This is a genomic window from Imperialibacter sp. (assembly GCF_048007035.1).
Taxonomy (GTDB): Bacteria; Bacteroidota; Bacteroidia; order Cytophagales; family Cyclobacteriaceae; genus Imperialibacter.
The window spans coordinates 3,927,856-3,948,887 of record NZ_CP180355.1 but is presented as its reverse complement, the minus strand read 5'-3'; the positions used below and the strand labels follow the sequence as shown (position 1 = coordinate 3,948,887).

18 protein-coding genes are annotated in these 21,032 nt (G+C 45.4%); 10 read left to right on the top strand and 8 right to left on the bottom strand.

Features of this window, described 5'->3' with window-relative positions:
• The first annotated feature begins 33 nt into the window (after positions 1-33).
• The 4 genes from ACMVP2_RS17030 to ACMVP2_RS17015 all read left to right on the top strand — a co-directional run bounded on the left by ACMVP2_RS17030 (position 34) and on the right by ACMVP2_RS17015 (position 4,262).
• Complete coding sequence (locus ACMVP2_RS17030) at positions 34-1,263, top strand: AAA family ATPase (protein ID WP_416864336.1); 1,230 nt, start codon at positions 34-36, stop codon at positions 1,261-1,263.
• Entirely contained in the window at positions 1,260-1,766 is a 507-nt protein-coding gene (locus tag ACMVP2_RS17025) for a hypothetical protein (protein ID WP_416864335.1), read from the top strand. Before ACMVP2_RS17030 ends, ACMVP2_RS17025 begins: the two co-directional genes overlap by 4 nt.
• A gap of 461 nt (positions 1,767-2,227) precedes the next feature.
• The gene (locus ACMVP2_RS17020; RefSeq protein WP_416864334.1) at positions 2,228-2,944 is read left to right on the top strand and encodes a rhamnogalacturonan acetylesterase; all 717 of its coding nucleotides are present in this window, start codon (positions 2,228-2,230) and stop codon (positions 2,942-2,944) included.
• A gap of 112 nt (positions 2,945-3,056) precedes the next feature.
• Entirely contained in the window at positions 3,057-4,262 is a 1,206-nt protein-coding gene (locus ACMVP2_RS17015) for an alpha/beta hydrolase-fold protein (protein WP_416864333.1), read from the top strand.
• Between the two features lie 43 nt (positions 4,263-4,305).
• On the opposite strand, the gene ACMVP2_RS17010 is transcribed toward ACMVP2_RS17015, so the two are convergent.
• Genes ACMVP2_RS17010 through ACMVP2_RS17000 form a run of 3 tightly spaced genes read right to left on the bottom strand, consistent with a single transcriptional unit; the run spans position 4,306 to position 7,263 of the window.
• On the bottom strand, positions 4,306-5,418 hold the full coding sequence (locus tag ACMVP2_RS17010) for a D-TA family PLP-dependent enzyme (protein ID WP_416864332.1): 1,113 nt from the start codon (positions 5,416-5,418) through the stop codon (positions 4,306-4,308).
• 11 nt (positions 5,419-5,429) lie between these two features.
• Positions 5,430-5,891, bottom strand: a complete 462-nt coding sequence (locus ACMVP2_RS17005; RefSeq protein ID WP_416864331.1) for a RidA family protein — start codon at positions 5,889-5,891, stop codon at positions 5,430-5,432.
• Positions 5,892-5,949: 58 nt separating this feature from the next.
• Positions 5,950-7,263: a gluconate:H+ symporter gene (locus tag ACMVP2_RS17000; RefSeq protein WP_416864330.1), complete on the bottom strand. Its 1,314-nt coding sequence runs from the start codon at positions 7,261-7,263 to the stop codon at positions 5,950-5,952.
• 214 nt (positions 7,264-7,477) lie between these two features.
• Here ACMVP2_RS17000 and ACMVP2_RS16995 point away from each other — a divergent pair, with 214 nt between their 5' ends.
• The 4 genes from ACMVP2_RS16995 to ACMVP2_RS16980 all read left to right on the top strand — a co-directional run bounded on the left by ACMVP2_RS16995 (position 7,478) and on the right by ACMVP2_RS16980 (position 11,524).
• Positions 7,478-8,335: a phytanoyl-CoA dioxygenase family protein gene (locus ACMVP2_RS16995; protein WP_416864329.1), complete on the top strand. Its 858-nt coding sequence runs from the start codon at positions 7,478-7,480 to the stop codon at positions 8,333-8,335.
• A gap of 42 nt (positions 8,336-8,377) precedes the next feature.
• Positions 8,378-9,568 carry a nucleoside permease gene (locus ACMVP2_RS16990; protein ID WP_416864328.1) on the top strand — a complete coding sequence of 397 codons (1,191 nt, stop codon included), beginning with the start codon at positions 8,378-8,380 and terminating at the stop codon, positions 9,566-9,568.
• A gap of 104 nt (positions 9,569-9,672) precedes the next feature.
• Positions 9,673-10,866 carry a Gfo/Idh/MocA family protein gene (locus ACMVP2_RS16985; RefSeq protein WP_416864327.1) on the top strand — a complete coding sequence of 398 codons (1,194 nt, stop codon included), beginning with the start codon at positions 9,673-9,675 and terminating at the stop codon, positions 10,864-10,866.
• A gap of 64 nt (positions 10,867-10,930) precedes the next feature.
• Positions 10,931-11,524: a hypothetical protein gene (locus ACMVP2_RS16980; RefSeq protein WP_416864326.1), complete on the top strand. Its 594-nt coding sequence runs from the start codon at positions 10,931-10,933 to the stop codon at positions 11,522-11,524.
• A gap of 10 nt (positions 11,525-11,534) precedes the next feature.
• Here ACMVP2_RS16980 and ACMVP2_RS16975 read toward each other — a convergent pair whose 3' ends face one another.
• On the bottom strand, positions 11,535-12,452 hold the full coding sequence (locus ACMVP2_RS16975; RefSeq protein ID WP_416864325.1) for a ThuA domain-containing protein: 918 nt from the start codon (positions 12,450-12,452) through the stop codon (positions 11,535-11,537).
• A 428-nt stretch (positions 12,453-12,880) separates the two neighbouring features.
• On the opposite strand from ACMVP2_RS16975, the gene ACMVP2_RS16970 reads away from it, so the two are divergent.
• A complete protein-coding gene (locus ACMVP2_RS16970) occupies positions 12,881-13,402 on the top strand; it encodes a hypothetical protein (protein WP_416864324.1) in 522 nt (173 codons plus the stop codon).
• A gap of 57 nt (positions 13,403-13,459) precedes the next feature.
• Positions 13,460-13,909: a DinB family protein gene (locus tag ACMVP2_RS16965; protein ID WP_416864323.1), complete on the top strand. Its 450-nt coding sequence runs from the start codon at positions 13,460-13,462 to the stop codon at positions 13,907-13,909.
• Here ACMVP2_RS16965 and ACMVP2_RS16960 read toward each other — a convergent pair.
• The 4 genes from ACMVP2_RS16960 to ACMVP2_RS16945 form a co-directional block, all read right to left on the bottom strand.
• Positions 13,906-16,044 (bottom strand): hypothetical protein, encoded by a 2,139-nt coding sequence (locus ACMVP2_RS16960; protein ID WP_416864322.1) that lies wholly within the window; start codon positions 16,042-16,044, stop codon positions 13,906-13,908. The genes ACMVP2_RS16965 and ACMVP2_RS16960 overlap by 4 nt on opposite strands.
• Positions 16,045-16,304: 260 nt before the next feature.
• Positions 16,305-18,383, bottom strand: coding sequence for a M56 family metallopeptidase (locus tag ACMVP2_RS16955; protein WP_416864321.1), 2,079 nt, complete (start codon positions 18,381-18,383; stop codon positions 16,305-16,307).
• Positions 18,384-18,385: 2 nt separating this feature from the next.
• Positions 18,386-18,778: a BlaI/MecI/CopY family transcriptional regulator gene (locus ACMVP2_RS16950; protein WP_317490076.1), complete on the bottom strand. Its 393-nt coding sequence runs from the start codon at positions 18,776-18,778 to the stop codon at positions 18,386-18,388.
• Between the two features lie 180 nt (positions 18,779-18,958).
• A complete protein-coding gene (locus tag ACMVP2_RS16945; protein WP_416864320.1) occupies positions 18,959-20,953 on the bottom strand; it encodes an ATP-binding protein in 1,995 nt (664 codons plus the stop codon).
• Positions 20,954-21,032 lie beyond the last annotated feature (79 nt).

Genomic DNA, 21,032 nt, shown 5'->3' with positions numbered 1-21,032 from the left:
AATAATTGTAAATTTGAAGCTTATAAACATAAAATGAGCAGCGTAAAGGTTGAGAACTTCGGCCCCATCAAAAAGGGCTATCAAGAGAATGGCGGCTGGCTTGACGTGAAGAAAGTTACTGTGTTTATTGGTAATCAAGGGAGTGGCAAAAGTACAATTGCAAAAGTAATATCAACACTTACATGGTTAGAGAAAGCATTACATCGTGGAGACGTTGACGGGGATCATCTGTCTCACAACAAGTTTTATGAGCTATTTAGGTATCAGAGGATACAAAACTATTTCAGAGACGACACGATAATTGAGTATAGAGGAGAAGCCGTTGACATTTATTACTCAGCAGCCAATGATTGGCCAATAATCGAATATAAGGAAACACAACACTTCAGCGTCCCGAAAATCATGTACATTCCTGCCGAAAGGAATTTTCTCAGCGTTGTTAAAAATGCTTACGGTGTAAAAAATCTACCTGACACATTATACACATTTGCCGAAGAGCTCAAGAAAGGGCAGCAGTCGCTGAATAGGGAGTTGCTTCCACTTCCTATAGGGAATATTAAGTTCAAATATGAAAATGAGACCGATGCTTCCTATCTCGTAGGAGAAGGATTCAACCTTAATCTGCTGGAATCGTCCAGTGGTTATCAGTCATTAGTGCCACTATACTTGGTCACCAAGTTTCTTTCAGACGAACTAAATATTACAGAGGACAGAGCAAGAGAACGGCTAACTGTCGAGCAAAGTATTCGAAGAAATGAAGAGATGGCTGAAGTTATGCAAAATAAGGCTTTGTCAGCTTCTGAAAAAACGAAAAAGGTAGACGAAATATTAGCCAAATACATCAATACTTGCTTGATAAATATCGTTGAAGAACCTGAGCAAAACCTTTTTCCTTCGTCGCAGCATCAAGTATTAAACTCCTTACTCGATTTTAATAATACTAAACCAGGTAACAGACTTATTATTACTACTCACAGCCCGTACCTAATCAACTATTTAACTCTTGCGGTGAAGGCCGGTCTTTTGGATGAACGAGTTCAGAACAACCTTGATAAGGATAAGATATATGACATAGTCCCAAAAAAATCTACCATCAGAGACCCGAATGACCTGGCAATTTACGAGTTAGATGAGCATACCGGTACAATAAAAAAATTGGAGTCATTCAATGGCCTTCCATCCGATGAAAACGAATTAAACGATAGACTTGGGGAGGCTAATGATCTTTTTGCAAAGTTATTAGAGATTCAACAGAGCATATGAGTGACCAGTTCTTTGTAGCCACATGCCAGACACAATCTAGCGAGAAACTATTCGGACTATGTGATGATCCTTCACCATCTCAAAACCCTGCATACATTGACGAAAAGGATGGTTCAAAATGGATTGCGGTCGTAGAGAATGAAAGTAGAAATAATGTAGCTTTTACGGCTATCGATAATTGTGTTGAGATAAGAAGGCCAGATGGAACAATGGAAAAACGCTGTGACGGCGCTCTGACCTATAATAAAAATATAATTTTTGTAGAGTTAAAAGAAAGAAGTGCGACGGGCAATAATTGGGTGATCGATGCAGAAAGGCAGCTAAAAGCCACCATTGGTGGCTTCGAGAATACGGAGAAAGCCCAAGGCTTCGAAAAGAAAAAAGCCTATATAGCCAACAGCCTCCATCCCAAATTTAAAGAAAGTCAGTCCATGCGAATGGAGCGATTTCTATCGGATACCGGTTATGTGCTAAGAATAGTAAATAGAATTTCGATTGACTAGCCACTGTTCTTTTATTGAGGCAGTTTATAGTCCACCCGTAAGACAACTGCATCTATTAGCTTTGAGCTAGTACACTTAGTTGTCACAGCTAGTGGATAAAAATTGAGTTAAGAAACATGAAGACTTCTATCTTTCTAAATATAATAGGGCTATCGATCGACATCATTGGGGTGTTTTTACTATTAATAATTGACCCACCGGCATCTAAAAGTGTCATTCCTTCCATACACTACAAAGGTGAATCCGACGATTTAAGTGTATTTGAAAAAGTCAAAAAAATGGCCACCACTATCCCTTTTATTCTAATTGTCTATGGATTTTTTCTGCAAATTATTTCAAACCTCATTCAACTAACTCAGTTTTAGCAACTTTGCAGCAGCCTTTCAAGAAAGTATGGCCTCTCCCAATGGCTTAGTTTTTTCTTCAACGCAAGACATAAACGGTTCCAGAACCTCGCTAAAATGAAAAAGCTACAGTATCTTCCGGTCATATCATTCATTGCACTCGCATTTCTGTCATTAAAGAGTGCAGACAAGGTAAACATCTGGCTGATAGGCGACTCTACCATGGCACCAAAGTCTGCGAAAGCATATCCTGAGCTTGGCTGGGGAGAAGGGCTGGCTGACTATGTCACTAACAAAGCCGAAGTCCACAACCACGCCGTCAACGGCCGAAGCAGCCTAAGCTTTATCAATGAGGGCCGCTGGCAGGCAGTGTACAACAGCCTCCAAAAAGGAGATTACGTCATTATCCAATTTGGGCACAACGATGAGAAAACCGATTCAACCCGACACACCGAGCCGTTTGGCAGCTTCAAGCAGAACATCCAGAAATTCATTGATGAGGCAAGGAAGAAAGGGGCCACTCCCATCGTTTGCTCGTCTATTGTCAGGCGCCATTTCGATGCAGAGGGCAACCTCAAAGACACGCACGGTGACTATATCACAGGAGCATCTCAAATCGCCAGGGAAACCAACACAGCTTACGTGAATATGGAAGCGTTGACACGCAAGCTGGTGTCAGGCATGGGGCCAGAAAAATCGAAAGACATCTTTCTCTTCACCGACAGCAAGCAGGACTCTACTCATCTGAATGTGGCGGGAGCCGGTATCGTAGCAGGGCTGTTTGTGGAAGAAGCCAAAGCGCAGAGGTTACCGATTGCAACTGTGTTTAAGTAGCCGACACACAGCATCCAATGCTAAGCTGCAAATCAAATTGCCTCCGAAAATTGTGACATTAAAATAGTTAGAGGTTGCAGCTTCGGTTTGCCAGAAGCATAACCCTTGCAGCATGTGCCTACGTATAGCTAAAGGAACCTATCCTGTTTACGTGATGCCAAAAGTTCTGACCCTCCTCTTCCTTTCTTTCAGCCTCTTTAATTTAAATGGCCAACCTGCAACAGATATTGTCATTGGGAGAGCTTACTCAATTGATTCGAAGGTGCTCGGTGAAACCAGACAGTATATGGTCAGCCTGCCTGCGTCCTACCAGGGCGACGACTTTTACATAGATAAAAGCTACCCGGTCATGATTGTGTTGGATGGAGAGCGGCTGTTTCAATTAACTGCCAGTATCGTACAAACCATGAGTTCGGGCGGTACAGAGCAAATTCCAGAGATGATTGTGATCGGCATTCCAAACACCGACCGAAGTAGGGATATGCTACCCAATTACGCAAACGAGGCAGTCGCATCTGGCGCAGTCGAATTCCGACGATTCATCGAAGAAGAATTCCTGCCTGCGGCTGACATCGCCTACCGGACAACCAACTGCCGGATACTTGTCGGACATTCGTATTCGGGCCTGTTTGCTGTGGATACTTTCCTTGAGACCGATTCATTTAAAGGGTTTGTCGCAATTGACCCAAGCCTGTGGTGGGACAATCAGGTGTTGATAAAAAGGGTTAAAGAGCTTTTAGCCAGGAAAGAAACCTTTACCTCTTCCATCTACTTTGGCCAGGCCAATAATCCCTTCAACGAGGGCATCGAAGCTGGAAGGCTGGGAAGAGCAGTGCAGGCTTTTACCAGAACACTGGACACTTTACATGTAGCCGGCCTTAGGTACCAAACCCACTTCTACGAGAATGAAGACCACTATTCCATTCCACTGATTACTTTGTACGATGGACTGCAGTATCTCTTTGAAGGCTACAAATTTCCTCTCAATCAAATAAAACACTCAACCGCCGAGTCGATCAGGCAACACTACAACGCCCTGTCGGAGAGAATGGGTGGTCAGCTTCCTCCCCCAGGCAAATTATTGAATCAGGTCGGGCTGTATTTATTGGAAGATGAAGAAAGAATAGCTGATGCCATAAAAATACTGGAACTGAGCGCAGGGAGTTATCCCAATTCACATATCCCTTATTTAAGCCTGGCTGAAGGATACCGGCAGGCTGGTGACACAGAAAAGGCAATTACGCAATACAAAAGAGCACTTGAGTTGAGCCCATCCAATGAAGAAGTAAAATCGAGATTAGCGGAGTTAAAGAACTAAGCCGCCTGATCGCTGCATACCGTTGAGAAGGCTCACAAATAACTTACACCTCGATCTTCCTATCTCTGGCTATCACCTTCCATTCGCCAGTCACTCTCCCTTTTTGTACTGTATTAACTCTTTCATAAAGCGCTACGGTAGGGCAGATGTGAAATGGCAGCCCGTACAATATATCCCCCACCTTGTAACCATGTCCTTCCCCCGCTTCCAGCACAAGATGCTCCTCACTTTGACCAACAGGCTTCAGCTCAGGCGCATTGAGAAAGTGAACCCGGTTAGTGAGAACGTTCTCTGAGGCAATGGATTTGTGCCCAAGGTCTGTACATATCCTGGTTTTTGTGGGTAAGGAAATCACCCGGGAAACGACCAACGCAGCAGGCAAAAACGGCTGCTCTGCACAAATATCGCTGTAACCCTTGTCCCAATAAACAAAAGTACCGGGGCAGCATATTACATCCTTCCGCTGCGCATGAACAGGAAATGTTGGTGATCCACCTGCCAGGATGACGGGCTCAGGAAAACCTAGCTGCTGAATATCAATCTTAAGTTTCTCCACCGCCTCAAAAGCTGCGTTGCAAGCTTTGGTTCTTTCCGCAATATCAACCTGCCGATGCTGACCGTCATACACATGCAAGCCCACCGGAACGATGCCCTTCATTGTAGCTACCTTCTCGTAAAGGGCAACGGCTTCCGGGCCTGGTATAATACCCGATCTGTCGTTGCCATTGTTTACGTCCATATAGGCGTTGATGCGAAGGCCCTGATCGGCAAAGGCAATAGATATGTCTTGAGCGGACTGGGCGTTATCGTAGAGACATGAGTAGGTAGTCGTCGGGTATTTTCGAATCAATTGCAGGAACCGTGTCAGCTTAGGTCCTGTGGGCTGATAAGCCAGCAACACATCCTGAGCCCTGATCATCCCGAGCATTTCTGCCTCGGCTATGGTGGCGCATTTGAACTTCTTGATGCCTTCATCCATGAGCATTTTGCACACCTCCTTCGCCTTATTGGTCTTTACATGAGGTCGCAGCCTGTCTACATCGTCGATTATGCTCTTCACCCCTTTGATGTTCTCACGCACCCGTTCAGGGTACACCACCATGGCTGGCGAATCAAGCTCATCTATATTATCAATTGCATACCATTCACTGCTCATTGCTCTCTCAGTTATTTTAATTCAAAAAGTGCCTCAATTTCCACGGGGATGTTCTCGGGCAGCATGCCCATCCCCACTGCGCTCCTCACGCCAATACCATTTTCCTCCCCCCACACCTTTGCAAACAGTTCACTGCAACCATTGATTACATAAGGGTGGCGATCAAAAGCAGGCACACCATTCACCATGCCCAGCACTTTAATCACCCGTTTTACTTTATCAAGACTTCCAAGGTTGGTCTTGATGGTCGAAAGTATCGTCAAGCCTACCTGCTGAGCGGCCAGCTTACCCTGCTCGATATCCAGCTCGCCTCCCACCTTGCCGAAAATCAGTGTACCATCTGTTTTTACCGGCCCGTGACCAGACACATACAAGTGTCGGCCATCAATAAGGAAGGGCTTGTACACCCCTTTGGGGGCCGGAGGCGGAGGCAATTCAAGGCCCAGCTGGGCAAATCTTTCGTCAGCAGTCATTCGATATCCAATTTTCAATTGTTAGTTTCAAAATCCTCAGATCTACGCTGAATGGGAATCATATAAACAAGTCAATCAGCAACACCACAGCCATACCCACCACAGAAACAACAGTTTCCATCAGCGACCATGAAAGAATGGTGTCTTTAATGCTCACATTGAAGTATTCTTTGTACATCCAGAAGCCCGAGTCGTTGACGTGCGAAAACATCAGGCTACCAGCGCCGACAGCCAGCACCATGAGGTTAGGATCCACGCCAAGCTGCGGCATAATTGGAGCCAGAATACCGGCGGAGGTTAATCCAGCCACTGTAGCCGACCCAATACAAACCCTTATAAAAGCGGCTATCATCCAGCCCAGGATCAGGGGATGAATGTCCATGTTTTGCAGTAAAGCCCCTATCTCAACACTCACTCCGCTGTCGCTAAATACTTGTTTCAAAGCACCGGCTCCTCCAACAATCAACAGAATGGGAGCAACGTCTTTAATGGCCTCTGTGTAGTAGCCCATCACCTCGCTCATCTTCTTTTTGTAAGCAAGTCCAATGGAATAGGTAGCAACCGCAAGCGAAATAATCATGACAATGGTGGCGTCAGAAAAGAAAGAAACCACCTTAGCTGTTCCTCCAGAAAAGTCGCCAAATCTATTCAGCAGTGCCGCACTTGCCAGCAAAACTACCGGCAGCAGTGCTGAGAAAAAGCTGGTGAACCCACTTGGAAGCTGATCATCAGGCAATGGCTTAGCCTGAAAAGTCGCCAGCGGCTTGGAGTCAATTCCCTTCAGTGTACGGGCAAATATTGGCCCGGCGACAATGATGGTTGGCACTGCCACAATGAACCCATACAAAAGTGTCAGCCCCATGTCGGCATTCAGCTGACCAACCAGCGCAGCGGGTGACGGGTGGGGTGGCAAAAACCCATGAGTCACAGACAACGCTGCAAGCATCGGAATTCCGATATAAACGGCAGGCAGCTTGTACTGGTAAGTCACCGAAAAAATAAGCGGCACCAGCAGCACAAAGCCTACATTATAAAACAGTGGAATACCCACCACAAAGCCGGTAGCCATCAAGGCCCACTGTATATTTTTCTCTCCAAAGGAGTTCATCAGCACCTGACTGATTTTTTGGGCAGCACCGCTTTCTGCCACCAGTTTACCCAACATGGCACCGAGGCCAATTACGATGACAAGGTCGCCCAGGAGGCCACCGATACCCTTTTGCACAGAACCCGCCACATTTTCAAGGGGGATGCCCAGCGCCAAGCCGGTGCCAATGGAAACTACAAGAAAGGCAAGAAATGGATTGACCTTGCCCCAGGTGATCAGAAGAACCAGCACGAGGATGCAAAGCAGGATGATGAATATCGACATGGTTAAAAGTAGGTGAGTTATAATTGAAATTGGAAGATAGCAGAATTACTCAGCGGTGACAACAAAAATTTTCCAACGAACGCAGTACGGTTGCGTTTTCCTGTAGCTCATTATGCTGGCAGAAAACCTTTGAAACAGAATTTATCTGGCTGGCACTCCAATCCATCATTTTGTTTGTAAATTAGCTACTACTGAACACCCAAAACTTACACCCATGGCACGTGTCTTGTCAGACAAAGAAGTTCATTCCTATCAACAAGATGGCTTCGTAATCATCAAAAATTTCTTCAGCAAGGCCGAAATAGACAAGCTTTACAAGGTGGCCACCGGCGATCAGGTAATGAAAGAGAATGCAGTCGATTTGAATGACCAAACCGGCAAGAAAACCAGGCTAACCCTCTGGTTCAAACCAGGCGACGATATCTACAGCCTATTGGTGCGAAGTGAGCGAATGGTGAAATCAGTTGAGAAGCTCCTTGATAGCCCATCCCCTGTTTGCCATTTCCATTCCAAACTCATGCAAAAAGAGCCTAAGGTTGGCGGAGCCTGGGAGTGGCACCAGGACTATGGATATTGGTACAAAAACCAGTTTCTATATCCGGAACAACTCACCAGCGTAATGATCGCCCTTACCGAAGCCAACAAGGCCAATGGCTGTCTTCAGATCATCAGGGGGTCACACAAAATGGGCCGTGTCAACCACGGCTTCACCGGCGAACAGGTAGGTGCTGACATGGTTATGGTAGACCACGCTTTGGCAACACTGGAGCACATGTACGTGGAGCTCCAGCCAGGTGATGCCCTCTTCTTTCATCCCAATCTTTTGCACCGGTCGGAAGCCAATACATCCGACAGCCCCCGCTGGTCACTTATTTCTTGCTACAACTCACTTTCTAACCCAGCTTACAACGATGATTCTCTGGGATGGCGTGAGCCAATTTCGATGGTAGAAGATGATGCACTGATGAAGGCTGCAGCCGTCGGAGCTACCTCCCAGTCCGATTTTCTGAAGAAGGAAAAAGACCCTGCACTAAAAGAAACAGGCTGGGAAAAAGAGGTTCTCACAAAGTAGAACTACACATCAAAACATTAACAACTAACATCTCAGCTACAAATGAAGCTAACTACCGGTATTTCACTTTCCATTATGATGCTCCTCGAATACTTCGTGTGGGGCGCCTGGTATGTCACCATGGGCACTTATATGTCAGAACACCTTGGGTCAACCGGCATCCACATCGGAGCCGCCTACAGTGCCCTGGCCATTGCCACCATGATTTCACCGTTTTTTGTGGGCATGGTAGCCGACAGGTTTTTTGCCGCACAAAAAATCATGGGAGTGCTTCATTTACTGGGAGCGGCACTGCTATTCCTGGCCACGCAGGTAGCTGACAACTCCTCTTTTTATTGGATCATCATGGCTTACTCATTGCTCTATATGCCGACCATCGCCCTTTCCAACAGTATTGCCTTCGGGCAAATGACGGATCCGGGCAAGCAATTCCCCTGGATCAGAGTGTTTGGTACCCTTGGCTGGATTGTGGCTGGCTTGATGATTGGCTTTTTAGGGATTGAAAAAACGCCTTCCACCTTCGTGATGGCGGCCATAGTTTCTGCTGCACTTGGCGTATTTAGTTTTATGCTACCCAACACGCCACCTAAAGGTGGCGAAGATGCCTCAGCAGCATTGGGTACAGAAGCTTTCGTTCTCTTCAAAGACAAACCCTACCTGATCTTCTTTGTCGCTGCCATTTTGGTGTGTATTCCGCTGTCGTTTTACTATGGCTTTGCCAACCCCTTCCTCAACGACGTGGGCATGGAAAACGCTGCTTCCAAAATGACCCTGGGGCAGGTGTCTGAAGCTGTATTTATTCTCGCCATACCTTTCTTATTCAACAGTATTGGTGTGAAGAAAATGCTGTTGCTCGGCATGGCTGCCTGGATTCTCCGCTACGTGTGTTTTGCCTACGGAAATGTAGACACCGGCATGTGGATGCTCTACGCCGGCATCATCCTACACGGCATTTGCTACGACTTCTTCTTCGTCACAGGCTACATGTATACAGAAAAGAAAGCCGGAGCAAAAATCAAGAATGCAGCCCAGGGGCTTTTCACATTCGCTACCTACGGCGTAGGCATGACAATAGGTACTTGGTTCTCAGGCTATGCAGTAGACATGTATACCACTGACGGTCTGAAAGACTGGACAAGCATTTGGTGGGTGCCTGCTTTTATCGCCATTGGTGTGATGATCTATTTCATCCTTTTCTTCAGAGAGAAGAGGGAGGTAAAAGTGGCAGCATGATTATAAAATATCTTGTAAATAGAAGGCCTGCCCCAAAAACCCAGGGCCTGTCCCCTGACAGGCCCTCATCGAATCTTGAAATGAACATTTAACCTACTTCGACGATGAGAAAATTAGCTATGCTTGGTGGTGGCTTCATTGGCCGCTTCTACGCTGATTCCATTCAAGGCTACCGCAACAAAGACAAGGTGGTAAGCATATATGCCCGCCGAGAGGAAACCGCCACCCAGTTTGCCAAAGACTACAACGTAAAACACTGGACTACCGATATGGAAGAGGCCATTGCCCACCCCGAAGTGGATGTAGTCTGCGTGGCGCTTCCAAACAACCTCCACGAGCAAGCCGTATTGCTTTGTTGCAAACATAAAAAAGCGGTCATCTGCACGAAGCCCCTGGCACGAAACGCAGCCGAAGCCAAACGCATGCTGGAAGCCGTGGAGAAGGCGGGTATTTTTGCCGGCTATCTCGAAGACCTCGTATACACACCCAAGCACATCAAAGCCCACGAAAGTGTAATGAATGGTGCGTTGGGCCGTATCCTTTGGGCCAAATCAAGAGAAACGCACCCAGGACCGCACAGCAACTGGTTTTGGGACATGGAGCAGGCAGGTGGCGGCTGTATGCTGGATTTGGGCTGCCACTGTGTGGAAATTGCCCGCAGCTACATCGGCAAAGATATCAGGCCTGTGGAGGTGATGTGCTGGGCCGATACCCAGGTAAAGCCTATTGATGCAGAAGACCATGGCATAGCCCTGGTGAAGTACGAAAACGGAGCCATTGGCCAGTTTGAGGTCAGCTGGACGTTCCGGGGCGGCATGGACTTGAGAGACGAAGTGATGGGCACCGAAGGCACGATTTGGATCAACAGCTTCCTGCGCACTGGCTTCGAAATGTTCACCACTGGCAAGGGAGCTGACTATGTAGCTGAAAAAGCGGAAAGCAATACCGGCTGGTTATTTCCGGTAGGTGATGAAATGAATGAGTTGGGCTACAACCACATGTTCATGGACATGTTCGATGCCATAGAAGAAGGCAGGGAGGCCAAAGAAACGTTTTATGATGGCTATGTGGTGAACTGTATCCTCGACGCTTGCTATAAGTCAGCCAAAACCAAGCAATGGGAACCTGTGCAGCTCGACATTTGGCGTGGCAAGACAGGTGTGACCAAAGACGGCCACCTGGTAGAATATGACGCTGACCACTACCTGGTGAAAGAGGAGATGACTCATTATGGAGCCAAAAAATTGATCCTAAAAGAGAAAGCTACCGGGAAATTTTTAGAAAGGGTGGAGAAGTAAGGAGTAACGTATATGAGAGCTTGAACATTTGAAAGCTGATAGATTTAATTGACATTGAACCTCAATGGGGCTATCTATTCACTATAGCGGAAGAATAGGAAACAGAGCATCTTTGCCTGATTTAATAGAAGAGGTGAAAGACATCGCCAATATCTATCAATGGAAACTGTCTGTTTTCAAAGAAGAGTTTCCTGTTCAAGGCGATGAAGGGCAGTTGGTTGATGGTGAGCTTTACGGAGTTGCCTTCTCCCCGCCAAACTGCGAACCAGTGTGGCTATCATTTTTATCCAATGGGAGAATGAGTACCCCAGTTGCGCTAAAATTCTTTGGAGAACAGAGAGATGAAGATGAAAAGAAGTACCTCTACCAACTTTCCACAAAAACACAATTTGCGGGAATTAATGTCCACCAAGTGATCATTCACTTATTGAAATACCTGAAAGAGAAATATCTCGAAGACTTTGTTTTGCTAGATGAGGGACAATACTGGGAAACCAACGACAAAAGTGTGCTGGAGGCAAACTTTAGCCGCTACACCTTGTTGCTTGATATCGTTGAAGATGGTCTGAAAAATCTGCCAATGAATCCCGGAGAAAGCATGGAAGCCTACTTTGAGAGAATGACAAAGGGCTTGAAGAGAAAAGGAGACCAAAAATAGTCCTGTCCAATTACTTCATCGGTGAGTCGTCACATTTAAGGTCACCAACAGCATATTGCATCCCGTCCAGAAAGAACCTCAAAAGCTTGGGGTTTCCAAATGCCTGGGCATTGTGTGAGGGAGACGAATAAAAAACGTGCCCCTTGCCATACCGCTTGATCCACGAGATATACTTGATATTGTCGCCAATGGGCTCTTTTAACCCGGATATTTTATCCGCTTCCATATAGAGCAGCGGATGAAAATTAAGTTGTGAATAGGCATTATTAAAGATATAAGCTTCGTCTATGTGCTCAAACCCTTCCCCCTCAAATGCCTGAACCATCGGGTGCTTTGGGTCTACCAGTTTCACGGCAATGTTTTGCTGCTTCGGGTGATAATCAAAACTCCCGCCTACCATTTGGCTAAAGTTGTCCGACTTGTTTTCCATCGTTATGGCTCCATGCAAAACCACCAACCCACCACCACGATCCACATAGCTGAGCAGGTTGTCTTCCAGTTGTTTTGCTTTCATGCGTGCCACCTGTTCGGTAAGTGTGCTGTCTGTTTTCAAGACATCCCAGAATATATTTCGTTCATCACTTATCGAGCAGTTATTATTGAGCACAACAGCGTCGTAATTCTTTAGGTTGTCCTTTTCAAAAACGCTTATGTCTTTTGAGGTTACTACTTTAAACGCACCACTCTTCTCAGCAATCAGCTTCATCACCGCTTCAGTGTGTGGAATCGTCCAGTGCTCAAAGCCGGTATGCAGGGAGAAAATAAGTAGAGTCTTCTTTTTCCTTACGGAGACAGTAGTAGAAGATGGAGCGATTTCATCCACGCCAGCAAGCCAGGCGTCCGTTAATTCGAAAGGTTTCAAGTCCTGGGCGAACATCGAAGCAGCACACAAAAGCAGGCAAAATGTGGGAAGGGTTTTATTCATCATAGCTATTCTCTGGTTGGCTTTCAATCTAAAAAAGCTAATAAAGCACACACCCAATATAGGCACTTTCTGCCAAAGCATTTCGACCATTATATGAACAATGTCTCACTTAGCTAGTTAGCTACCTGCAACACCTCCATTATAGGCATTCTTATATTTCTGTCTTATTTTAGAGTTCCAGATTCATTTTTTACGTGAAAAAAGATCTACCACTCCTTTTAAACCTGATTTTTCGCCCTTCGCTCCAAAGGCAAGTTGGTGCGCCCTTCTGGTTTTCTTTTGGATATAACGATGGCGTTTGTCCTCATACTTCCATTTTTTCTACGTATAATGTAATCAAATCTCCAAAAGAGGTATTTTTAGTTCTCGAAGAAGCTCACATGGTATATCCAGAGCGAAGAGAAGATATTAGTGGCCAACTGAAGAAATAGATGTTAAAATTGGATCAACACCTGGTGCAAATGCTTAACGACAACAAATACGTTGTTAGTTACGACACTGGCTCCATCACAATTAAAATGTCCTCTGGCAAACAGCTTGAATCCCAGGTATCGCTTACAATCGCCATTTTTGCTTTTTTATTTGGTGTAAACCCCACTATTATTCTCCTGGTGTTGCTTTTGCTTCTCGTTCCCATTTTATACGACAGGTGGAGGTTCCCCAAAATGGTAACTTTTAATATCCATGAAGAGGCTGTCTATATCAAAAAAGGAATTATCCTCGGAAACGAAGTCGCCATCCACGACATTTTTGACCTTTATGGTGAAAAAAATGAGCTTTCTTCAGATGTAAGTGCATTTAAGGAGGGGAGCATGGACTATATCTACAAAATATTTCTAAGCACCCGCTCGGGCAAAGTTCATAAGTTGCTAAGGCTACAATTTCGTGAGGAACGAGATGGACAGATTAGCCAACTCACCAGGTATTTGAAAAATTTAAAGCCCGTCAAATAGGTTATTCAGGGTTGTTTGATCCCAAATTGAAAAGTTTATGGTTTTCAATTAGCAAATATGGCAGCGGTAGTTGATCAAATAGAAAAACTTCTGGCCGAAACCAACGGCATGTTTTCTTCCATTGAGGAAAAAGAATGGAATTTTAAGTCGGCTCCTGAAAAGTGGTCCAAAAAAGAAATTCTCGGTCACTTGATCGATAGCGCTCAAAACAACCTTCGTCGGTTCATTGTATCCCAGCACGAGGCTGATGACAAGATATATTATCATCAGGATGAATGGGTGCGGTGTCAGAACTACCAGTCGGCAGATATCGGCGAGCTTCAACAGCTTTGGCTGCTTATCAATAAACAGCTTGTGCGAACAGTTAGAAATATTCCAGCTCCGGCACTAAAGAACACCTGCGACACCGGCAAGGAGGCTGTTGAACTCCACACGCTGGAGTTTCTTGTCGAAGACTACCACGCCCACATGCTCCACCACCTGAAGCAAATAACAGGCAGGCACTAAAACTGCACCCGGATTCCCGGCCCTACCAGAGAGAATAACGTACCCTCCTTCATCAAGTATCCAAACCCAACATACAAAGGGAAGGTCAATTTGTTGGTACTGGAAATCGGATAGAGAGATCCCATGACCACCAGCCCGACGTCTCTATTAGCCTGCGCTGCCTCCGAGAAATTAAATGCATTAATGGCAATGAAACCAGCTCCCAGCTTATATGGCTTCACTTTGGCAATCCTTCCCTCCTGATAAAAACTAAATTGGGCAATCATCGCAAAGCTAATACCACCAAAATTTGCAAAATCTTCACTACCAGCCTTTAATATCAAAAGTCCACCGGGGAAAGATACATCAACATCGAATGTATGATTTCTTTTCAAGTAAATAATGATCCTTTTCTTTGACACCTGCTGCCCGGGATACTTTTCATTTACATGACTTATGTCGATTTCTATTTTTGACCACTCGTCCAGATCGTAAGTCTTTCTGGATAAGTAGTTATTGAAATTGATGTTCTCTGCCTGGCAGTCCGTTTGGCTGTAGTGTCCGAACCTGGGCGAGTTTTCAGCGGGACAAATGCCTACCTGATCAAACTTATATATTTCAAGCAGGTTGCCTTGCTTGTTGCTGACCTTTACGTCAATCTTTAGGTATTGCTTTCCGTTAAGGTCTCCCGGTCTGTCGATTTTAGAGCGATCGAAGGCCAACACCAGATCGGTAATGGTTCCTTCATAGTAAATCGGCTTGTTGATTTCATCCAATTGCATTTGCTCATTGCCGAAATCGAGTTTCATAAAGTCAAACTTGCGGGCTTTCTGGTACTCAGTCACTGTCAGGTACTTGCCTGTATTCTCCCTATGGTTGAAGATCTCAATCTTGGTGGACGAGGTCGTCTCAGGCACTTTGATCCTGAAAACGGCCATGTTCTCATTCCGGATCAGTGAATCGAGCAATAAATTGTCTGCCCCCTGGAAGAAGAAATTTCCCTTATGCAGCCCCTGTCCTTCAAGTTTAATGGAAACTGTTTCGCCCGGATACACTGCATTTCCGGCCTGCCAGTCTTTGCCCTCTCTTTGGACATAAATGGTCTTAATGTCAGTCTTGGGCGTAATGTCCACGTTGGTCACAAACTTCGCCTCATCCCCGTCCTTTATGTACAAATAACCCTCCGACTTTCTATGATTACCATAAAGTCGCATCAGGCAAAGGATCTTGTTGGTCGTAAGTCGACTCTTTGTGTAAAGCTCAGCAATGAGCGGACCACCCTGTGCCTCCTGGTTCTCCACCCGGTAGGTTTTACCCAACTCAAGGTTTCGGTTATTGTCAATGAGAATCTCAATAGGCACTGTATTATCATCGGGCGGTGTTATTTCCTGCCTGTCAATTTGCAGAAAGACGAGCCGACCTGATTTCACCTGAAACGTATACTCAAGCGGTTGCAAATGGTAAGAGAATCCCTCCGGTGTTAAAATTGGCTTACGAACCAGCAGGGGAATGGATACTCGTTGATAGCCCAGATTTCTGGGCACAATCGACATCACCAGCTGGCTTCCCTGCTTGTCCATCCGGTAGTTAATGGGCAGCCCCGAAGTCCAGCGATTGTCATAAACGATATTGCTGGCATTATTGGTCGTAATGTCAAACGAAACTTCCTCTCCTATAAACACCTCATCGGCAGACGGATAAATTTCCACATAAGTCTGCGTGTAGGGGAATAATGGAAGTTCCGTCAGCTGATAGGCAGAAGTATCAGTACTTACTTCGAAAGTAAATTTGAGAAAATTACTCTCGGTAAGGCCTCTGAATCTCACCTTGAAACGAGCATACCCGGGATAAACCAACAAAGAGTCAATCAGCTCATAGTCTTTTGAAGGTGCCAGTCGAAGGTTGTTACTATCGCCAACTTGGCTAAATCTCAAATAAAATTCAGCCACCTCATTTTCCTCGTCATAGGCAAACGGCAGCTGGCGTCTGTTTTGAATGATTTGAGAATTTTTCTTCCACGAATACACCATCGTATCGACGTGCATTTCGACATCCGAAAAATAATAAGACAAACTCCTGGGGTCGCTTTGACTTTGAGCCAGCGCTGAAGAAATACTAACAAACAGAAAGAATACTACGGTGGTTGCTATGCGCATGAGTAACACTTTTTACAAAGATGCGTGAAAACTTAGATCAAAGGATTAGGCCTGGTGAACTTCCGGGGCCAAAATTAGAATTATATTTTATCACAAGCCAAGGGAAGGTGAAGCTATGGTACTACAACCTATACAAACGGCAACAGATGCCTTTTCCTTGTCAGGCAGATAGGAATTTTCTACAAGTCAAAGGCTCCATGCCTGACATACAAAAAAGGCTGACCCTGAGGCCAGCCTTTCAACTTTATATGGACTTGAAATTAAAAACTAAAATTCATGGTCATTTCGTGATCGTTGTCAGCTTCAAAACGGTAGCTGTCGCCAAGCTTCTCCCTGATGAATTTTCGGTATTTATTGTAAGTATCTGTAGACTGTTTCTCTCCGTTAATTGTAAGCTCTTTTCCATTAATCCTCAGTTTTAAACGATCTTCATTCGCTGAAACAATACCATCCTTCACCAACTCCGATCTGAGTTCTTTCTCGAACACCTTCATTTTCTCTTCGTGCAATCTTATTTCGGCTTCCATCTTCTTCATTTCAGCCTGTTGAATAGCAAGCATCTTTTTTTGCTCTTTCATCATTTCCTCCTGATGCTTCATCATTTCCTCCTGATGTTTTTCACCAAATTCCTGCGCCATTAACGCATGCTTTTCTGCCATTTCCCTGTGTCGTTCCGCCATTTCCTCGGCCATCTCCTGCTGATGTCGGGCCATTTCAGAGGCCATTTCTTCATGGTGAAGCGACATGTTCTCAGCAGCCTTGCTCATTTCAACAGCCATTTCCCTCGCCATGTGCTCTTGCATATGAGCCATTTCCCTGGCCATATCCTGCATGTGCATCGCAAATTCCTGGGTGTCTACCGGTGCGGGTGCATCCCAAACGACAGTGTCCCTTCCTGTTGCTGCTGCCTCCCATACCCTGTCAGCCGACCGGGAATAGCTCCACCTGGCTCTCGGGGCTGCCAGAGAGTACGTATCCGGAGAGCTCACAGCCGACACCGCATTTACTGGCGGCAAGGGAGGAGTTTCTGCCAAAGGCTGCGTAGTAGCCCGACCACTCAGCGGGGCCAGCGCTGGCAATGGAGCAGCTTCCCCTTGAATCAATGTGTCAGCGCTTACCACGACCGCAACGGCTTCACGCTCTTCCACGGCTTCAGCTTCTGCAACCACAAAAGGCTCGTCAGATTGAACAGGCTCTGGCACATCAATTACAGGCTCCACCTCTAATGGTTCCTGCGCCACTTCCTCCTGAGCGGGTATTTCCTGGACTATTTCATAGTCGATTCCTTTCAATGCCGTGAGCGTGCTCAGGCAAAGGCCGGCAATGATGGCTATGGCCAGCAAATTACCGTCTCTGTTTTGTGCTTTCATTGTTTTGTCGTTGATTATCCTTTTTATTCTATTGAGTAATGAGTTTTTGTTACCCGAAAATCCTAAGGCCACGTTGCTGGCCAGTTTCCACTCTTCCACATGGGTGAGTGCCAAAGCCAGGCTCATGCTGTTGCCACTTAACCGCACGGCTATATCATCACAGCAGTTTTCTCTTTCGCTTCTGATGGCTGAACCAATCACCCAAACACCAGGGTGATAAAAGAAAAGTACCTCCACGCAGCACTGCAGAATATTGACAAGGAAATCATGGCGACGAATATGGGCTATTTCGTGGGCAAGGATAGCCTCCACTTCGCTGGTTGACAAGCTGGACGCCAGACCGATTGGGAGTAAAATGACGGGTTTAAAATAGCCAACAAGCACTGGCGCTTTCACGAGAAGGGACTCCATAAGGAGGACGCCTTTACTCACTCCGGAAGCTTTAAGCAATGAATTAAATACTTTTATCAACTCCTCACCTGGCTCTAAAAGTCCCTGCTTGCGAAGCCTCCCCGAATAAAAGTAGCCCCCAATATTTTGAGCTGACAGCAAGGCTATTCCAAAAAGCCAAACTGTGACCAGAAACGAATGGTATTTGTAAAAATAATAAGTCCTGATTTCGTCCAGCCATCCTACATAAAATGGTACTTCTGCCGTTTGCGATACTACATCAGCAGCTCCTGTGGTAAACTCAGCCAGCTGGGTTGTGCCCACCTCCATCTCCGGCGTGCTGGAAGGGCTCACATGGGCCAACTCGTTAAAAGTGTAAACAAAAATCAGCAGCATAATGGCGGGGAGCAAGCTAAGGAATGAAAGTCCCGCTACATATTTGGACTGCGCACTGTAAGACTTCATGATCCATCTCACACCGAGAAAAATAACGCTTAACAGTGCCCCTACCCACAAAGAGTGGAGAAATGTCCACCCAAGGGCTTGCACAAGTGTGTCAGATAAGTAAGGTCGAAGCATGTTCATTCCCGTTCTCCTTTCTTGTTTTCGAGCTGATCATCCAGAAATTTTCTGATTTCATCCAGCTCAGCTTTTGTTGTTTTATTATTGCCGAGTGCCTGCATCACCAGCTTGGAAGCCGAGCCCCCAAAAGCCGAATAGAGTAGCTTATCCATCATGGTTCGCTGCGTATCGCTCTCCTTCATCAGGGGCTTGTACACATGGGTTCTGCTGCTTTCATCTCTTTCGAGCAAGCCCTTCACCGTCATAATTTGCATGATCTTGAGTGTGGTAGTGTAACCCACCTCTTTCTCCTTGCTCAGCATTTCATTGATTTCTCTTACGGTAGAGGGCCCTTTTGTCCAAAGGACATTAAGTACCTCTAGTTCTGCATCTGTTGGTGTGCTTTTGCTCATTGTGATTTCTGTGATATACGAATACTTTCGTAGTTCAAATATAGGAACTGATTTTGAACTCGCAAGAAGTTCTACGAAATATTTCGTAATGAGGTTTCTGAAAACGACTCACAGTCGGTGGTCGGTCGCAACTAAAACATACACTAAGCTGGTTTGAAAATAAGAAATGAAAAAGCCCGATCAGGAGATAAAGAACTCAAGCATGAAGACGCTTTCTCCCTGGTCGCCGTTATAATCAACCACCCTTCCCTTGAGCTTGCTCATGGCCTTCCTCACCAAATAAAGGCCAAGACCATTGCCCTGAGAAATTGGGCTTCCTCTGAAAAAAGGTTCGTATATTCTGCTTCTGATTTCGTGTGAAATACCTACGCCATTGTCACTGATCAAAATTCCCCATCCCTTTTCAGTTAATCTGGAACTGACCTTGATAATCTTTTGCTCTTTTCCCTCATCGGTGAAAATGAAAGCATTTTCCAAAAGATTAGTGAGTATTAATTGCAAAAATCGTGTGTCGGTTGCAACGATCATTTCATCAGGCACTTCTACAATCAATTGCATTTTCAAAGCTGAGAAGTCATCGTCAAATCCAGCTATCACTTCCTGCACAACGTCCCTCAAGTTAGTCTGAACAATAGTTGGCTCCAAAGTATTGACTTCGTGGATATATGTCATCTTCAGCAACATCCTGTCCATTTGCTTAGCGGTCTTTCCCACCTTAGAAAACAGCTCACTTGTTTCCGGGTCTTTGCTTAGCGTGCGACCCAATGAGTCGAGCCCGATCAAAGTTGTAAGCGGGCGTCTGAAGTCATGAGACAGCCGATATATAAATGTATCAAGTTCTTTTACCGTGCTGGCCAGTCGTTCCGTTCTCCTCTCGACTTCCTTTTCGAGCTCTTTGTTAAGCTTGACTTTTAATTGATTACTTCTGTTCAGCACTATTGCCAGTACAACAGCAAGCAAAGTGACGAAGGCGCCTCCATAAATAAGCACATTTTTATAGGCTATTTCTTTGTCCTTTAGCTCATTTTCCTTTTCCAGAAGCTGTAATGTTTCCAGCTTGGTTTTGAAATCATTGTTTGACTGAATCAAAGCAAGCTCTTTAGACTTCTTTACTTTTTCGACGGAATCTGCCATGGCGTCGTAAGTATTCTTAAAGTCGATGGCCTTTTTATATTCCCCCATGGCATAAGCCAACTCAGCTCTTCGTTTGAAATAACTGGCGTACGACATCTTATTTTGACTAATGACCTGATAGGCTGAGTCAAAATATGTTTGAGCTGTCAAAAGATCGTTACGGCCTTGATATATACTGGCTATGGCAAGGTAGTCGGAAGCGATGCTGCGGAAAGCTTTGTGCTTATTACTAACGTTGAGGTCAATTTTAATCAGCATTTCGGCCGAATCAAGCTTTCCCTGCTTGAAGAAGACATTGCCCATGTTGCCATGGATAAGCCCAACCCACATGTCACTTCGTCGCTTACCTGCAACCATCAATCCTTTGTCATAGGCATCGATAGCTTCCGGATAATTCTGAAGCGCATAGTAACAGAGCCCCATGGTGTTATAGGCACTGACTACGTCTGTCGTTGTAAATTTGTCCCGCTCCATCCATTCTTCAATGGAAAAAAAATGCAACCCCTTATCAAGCGCCGCAAGCGCTTCTTTGTAGTTGTCGGAGGAGTAGTGAAGGTTAGCGACGTGATAATAAGCCCGAAAGGCCTGATCAGGATAGTTGCTTGTTTCCGAAAGCTCCGCCGCTAATAAAAAATGTTGTAACGCTTCTTCTTTGGAGCCCACTGAATTATATACGTTACCTATTTCAAGGTGGGCCAGCGCCTCCTCATAGCGCATATCAAGTTTCCGGGCAGCATTCAATGCGTTCTCAAGAACCAAATAAGCATCTGTTCTTGATACAGATCGGCTTAGTTGGCCGAGTATAATTTGCAGATTGACGATATTGACTGTATGACCTAACTGCTCCTGCTTGCCGATTTCGTCCTTCAGCCACACAATCACACTATCTCTGTTTGCTTTCTTTCTCAACTCGTGAAAATAATCCCGATAGAAAGTGGAAGGATACTCTGCGTCGTTGAGAGGTACCACATCCTGAGATCCCTCTGCCAGCAGATAGCTAAGGTGAAAAACAGTGAAAATGATACTAAAAAGGAATCTCATAATTAACAAATGCACACACAATCAACAAAAAGACGAGTTAAGCCAAATGAAGGTGTGCTTCCGGCAAAATAAGGCAAAA

Coding starts and splice junctions, on each gene's coding strand:
- ACMVP2_RS17015 (WP_416864333.1), top strand. CDS start 3,057: ATGTGCCTACGTATAGCTAAAGGAACCTATCCTGTTTACGTGATGCCA.
- ACMVP2_RS16990 (WP_416864328.1), top strand. CDS start 8,378: ATGAAGCTAACTACCGGTATTTCACTTTCCATTATGATGCTCCTCGAA.
- ACMVP2_RS17005 (WP_416864331.1), bottom strand. CDS start 5,891: ATGACTGCTGACGAAAGATTTGCCCAGCTGGGCCTTGAATTGCCTCCG.
- ACMVP2_RS17030 (WP_416864336.1), top strand. CDS start 34: ATGAGCAGCGTAAAGGTTGAGAACTTCGGCCCCATCAAAAAGGGCTAT.
- ACMVP2_RS17025 (WP_416864335.1), top strand. CDS start 1,260: ATGAGTGACCAGTTCTTTGTAGCCACATGCCAGACACAATCTAGCGAG.
- ACMVP2_RS17020 (WP_416864334.1), top strand. CDS start 2,228: ATGAAAAAGCTACAGTATCTTCCGGTCATATCATTCATTGCACTCGCA.
- ACMVP2_RS17010 (WP_416864332.1), bottom strand. CDS start 5,418: ATGAGCAGTGAATGGTATGCAATTGATAATATAGATGAGCTTGATTCG.
- ACMVP2_RS16970 (WP_416864324.1), top strand. CDS start 12,881: ATGTTAAAATTGGATCAACACCTGGTGCAAATGCTTAACGACAACAAA.
- ACMVP2_RS16975 (WP_416864325.1), bottom strand. CDS start 12,452: ATGATGAATAAAACCCTTCCCACATTTTGCCTGCTTTTGTGTGCTGCT.
- ACMVP2_RS16985 (WP_416864327.1), top strand. CDS start 9,673: ATGAGAAAATTAGCTATGCTTGGTGGTGGCTTCATTGGCCGCTTCTAC.
- ACMVP2_RS16995 (WP_416864329.1), top strand. CDS start 7,478: ATGGCACGTGTCTTGTCAGACAAAGAAGTTCATTCCTATCAACAAGAT.
- ACMVP2_RS16945 (WP_416864320.1), bottom strand. CDS start 20,953: ATGAGATTCCTTTTTAGTATCATTTTCACTGTTTTTCACCTTAGCTAT.
- ACMVP2_RS16955 (WP_416864321.1), bottom strand. CDS start 18,383: ATGCTTCGACCTTACTTATCTGACACACTTGTGCAAGCCCTTGGGTGG.
- ACMVP2_RS16960 (WP_416864322.1), bottom strand. CDS start 16,044: ATGCGCATAGCAACCACCGTAGTATTCTTTCTGTTTGTTAGTATTTCT.
- ACMVP2_RS16950 (WP_317490076.1), bottom strand. CDS start 18,778: ATGAGCAAAAGCACACCAACAGATGCAGAACTAGAGGTACTTAATGTC.
- ACMVP2_RS16980 (WP_416864326.1), top strand. CDS start 10,931: ATGGGGCTATCTATTCACTATAGCGGAAGAATAGGAAACAGAGCATCT.
- ACMVP2_RS16965 (WP_416864323.1), top strand. CDS start 13,460: ATGGCAGCGGTAGTTGATCAAATAGAAAAACTTCTGGCCGAAACCAAC.
- ACMVP2_RS17000 (WP_416864330.1), bottom strand. CDS start 7,263: ATGTCGATATTCATCATCCTGCTTTGCATCCTCGTGCTGGTTCTTCTG.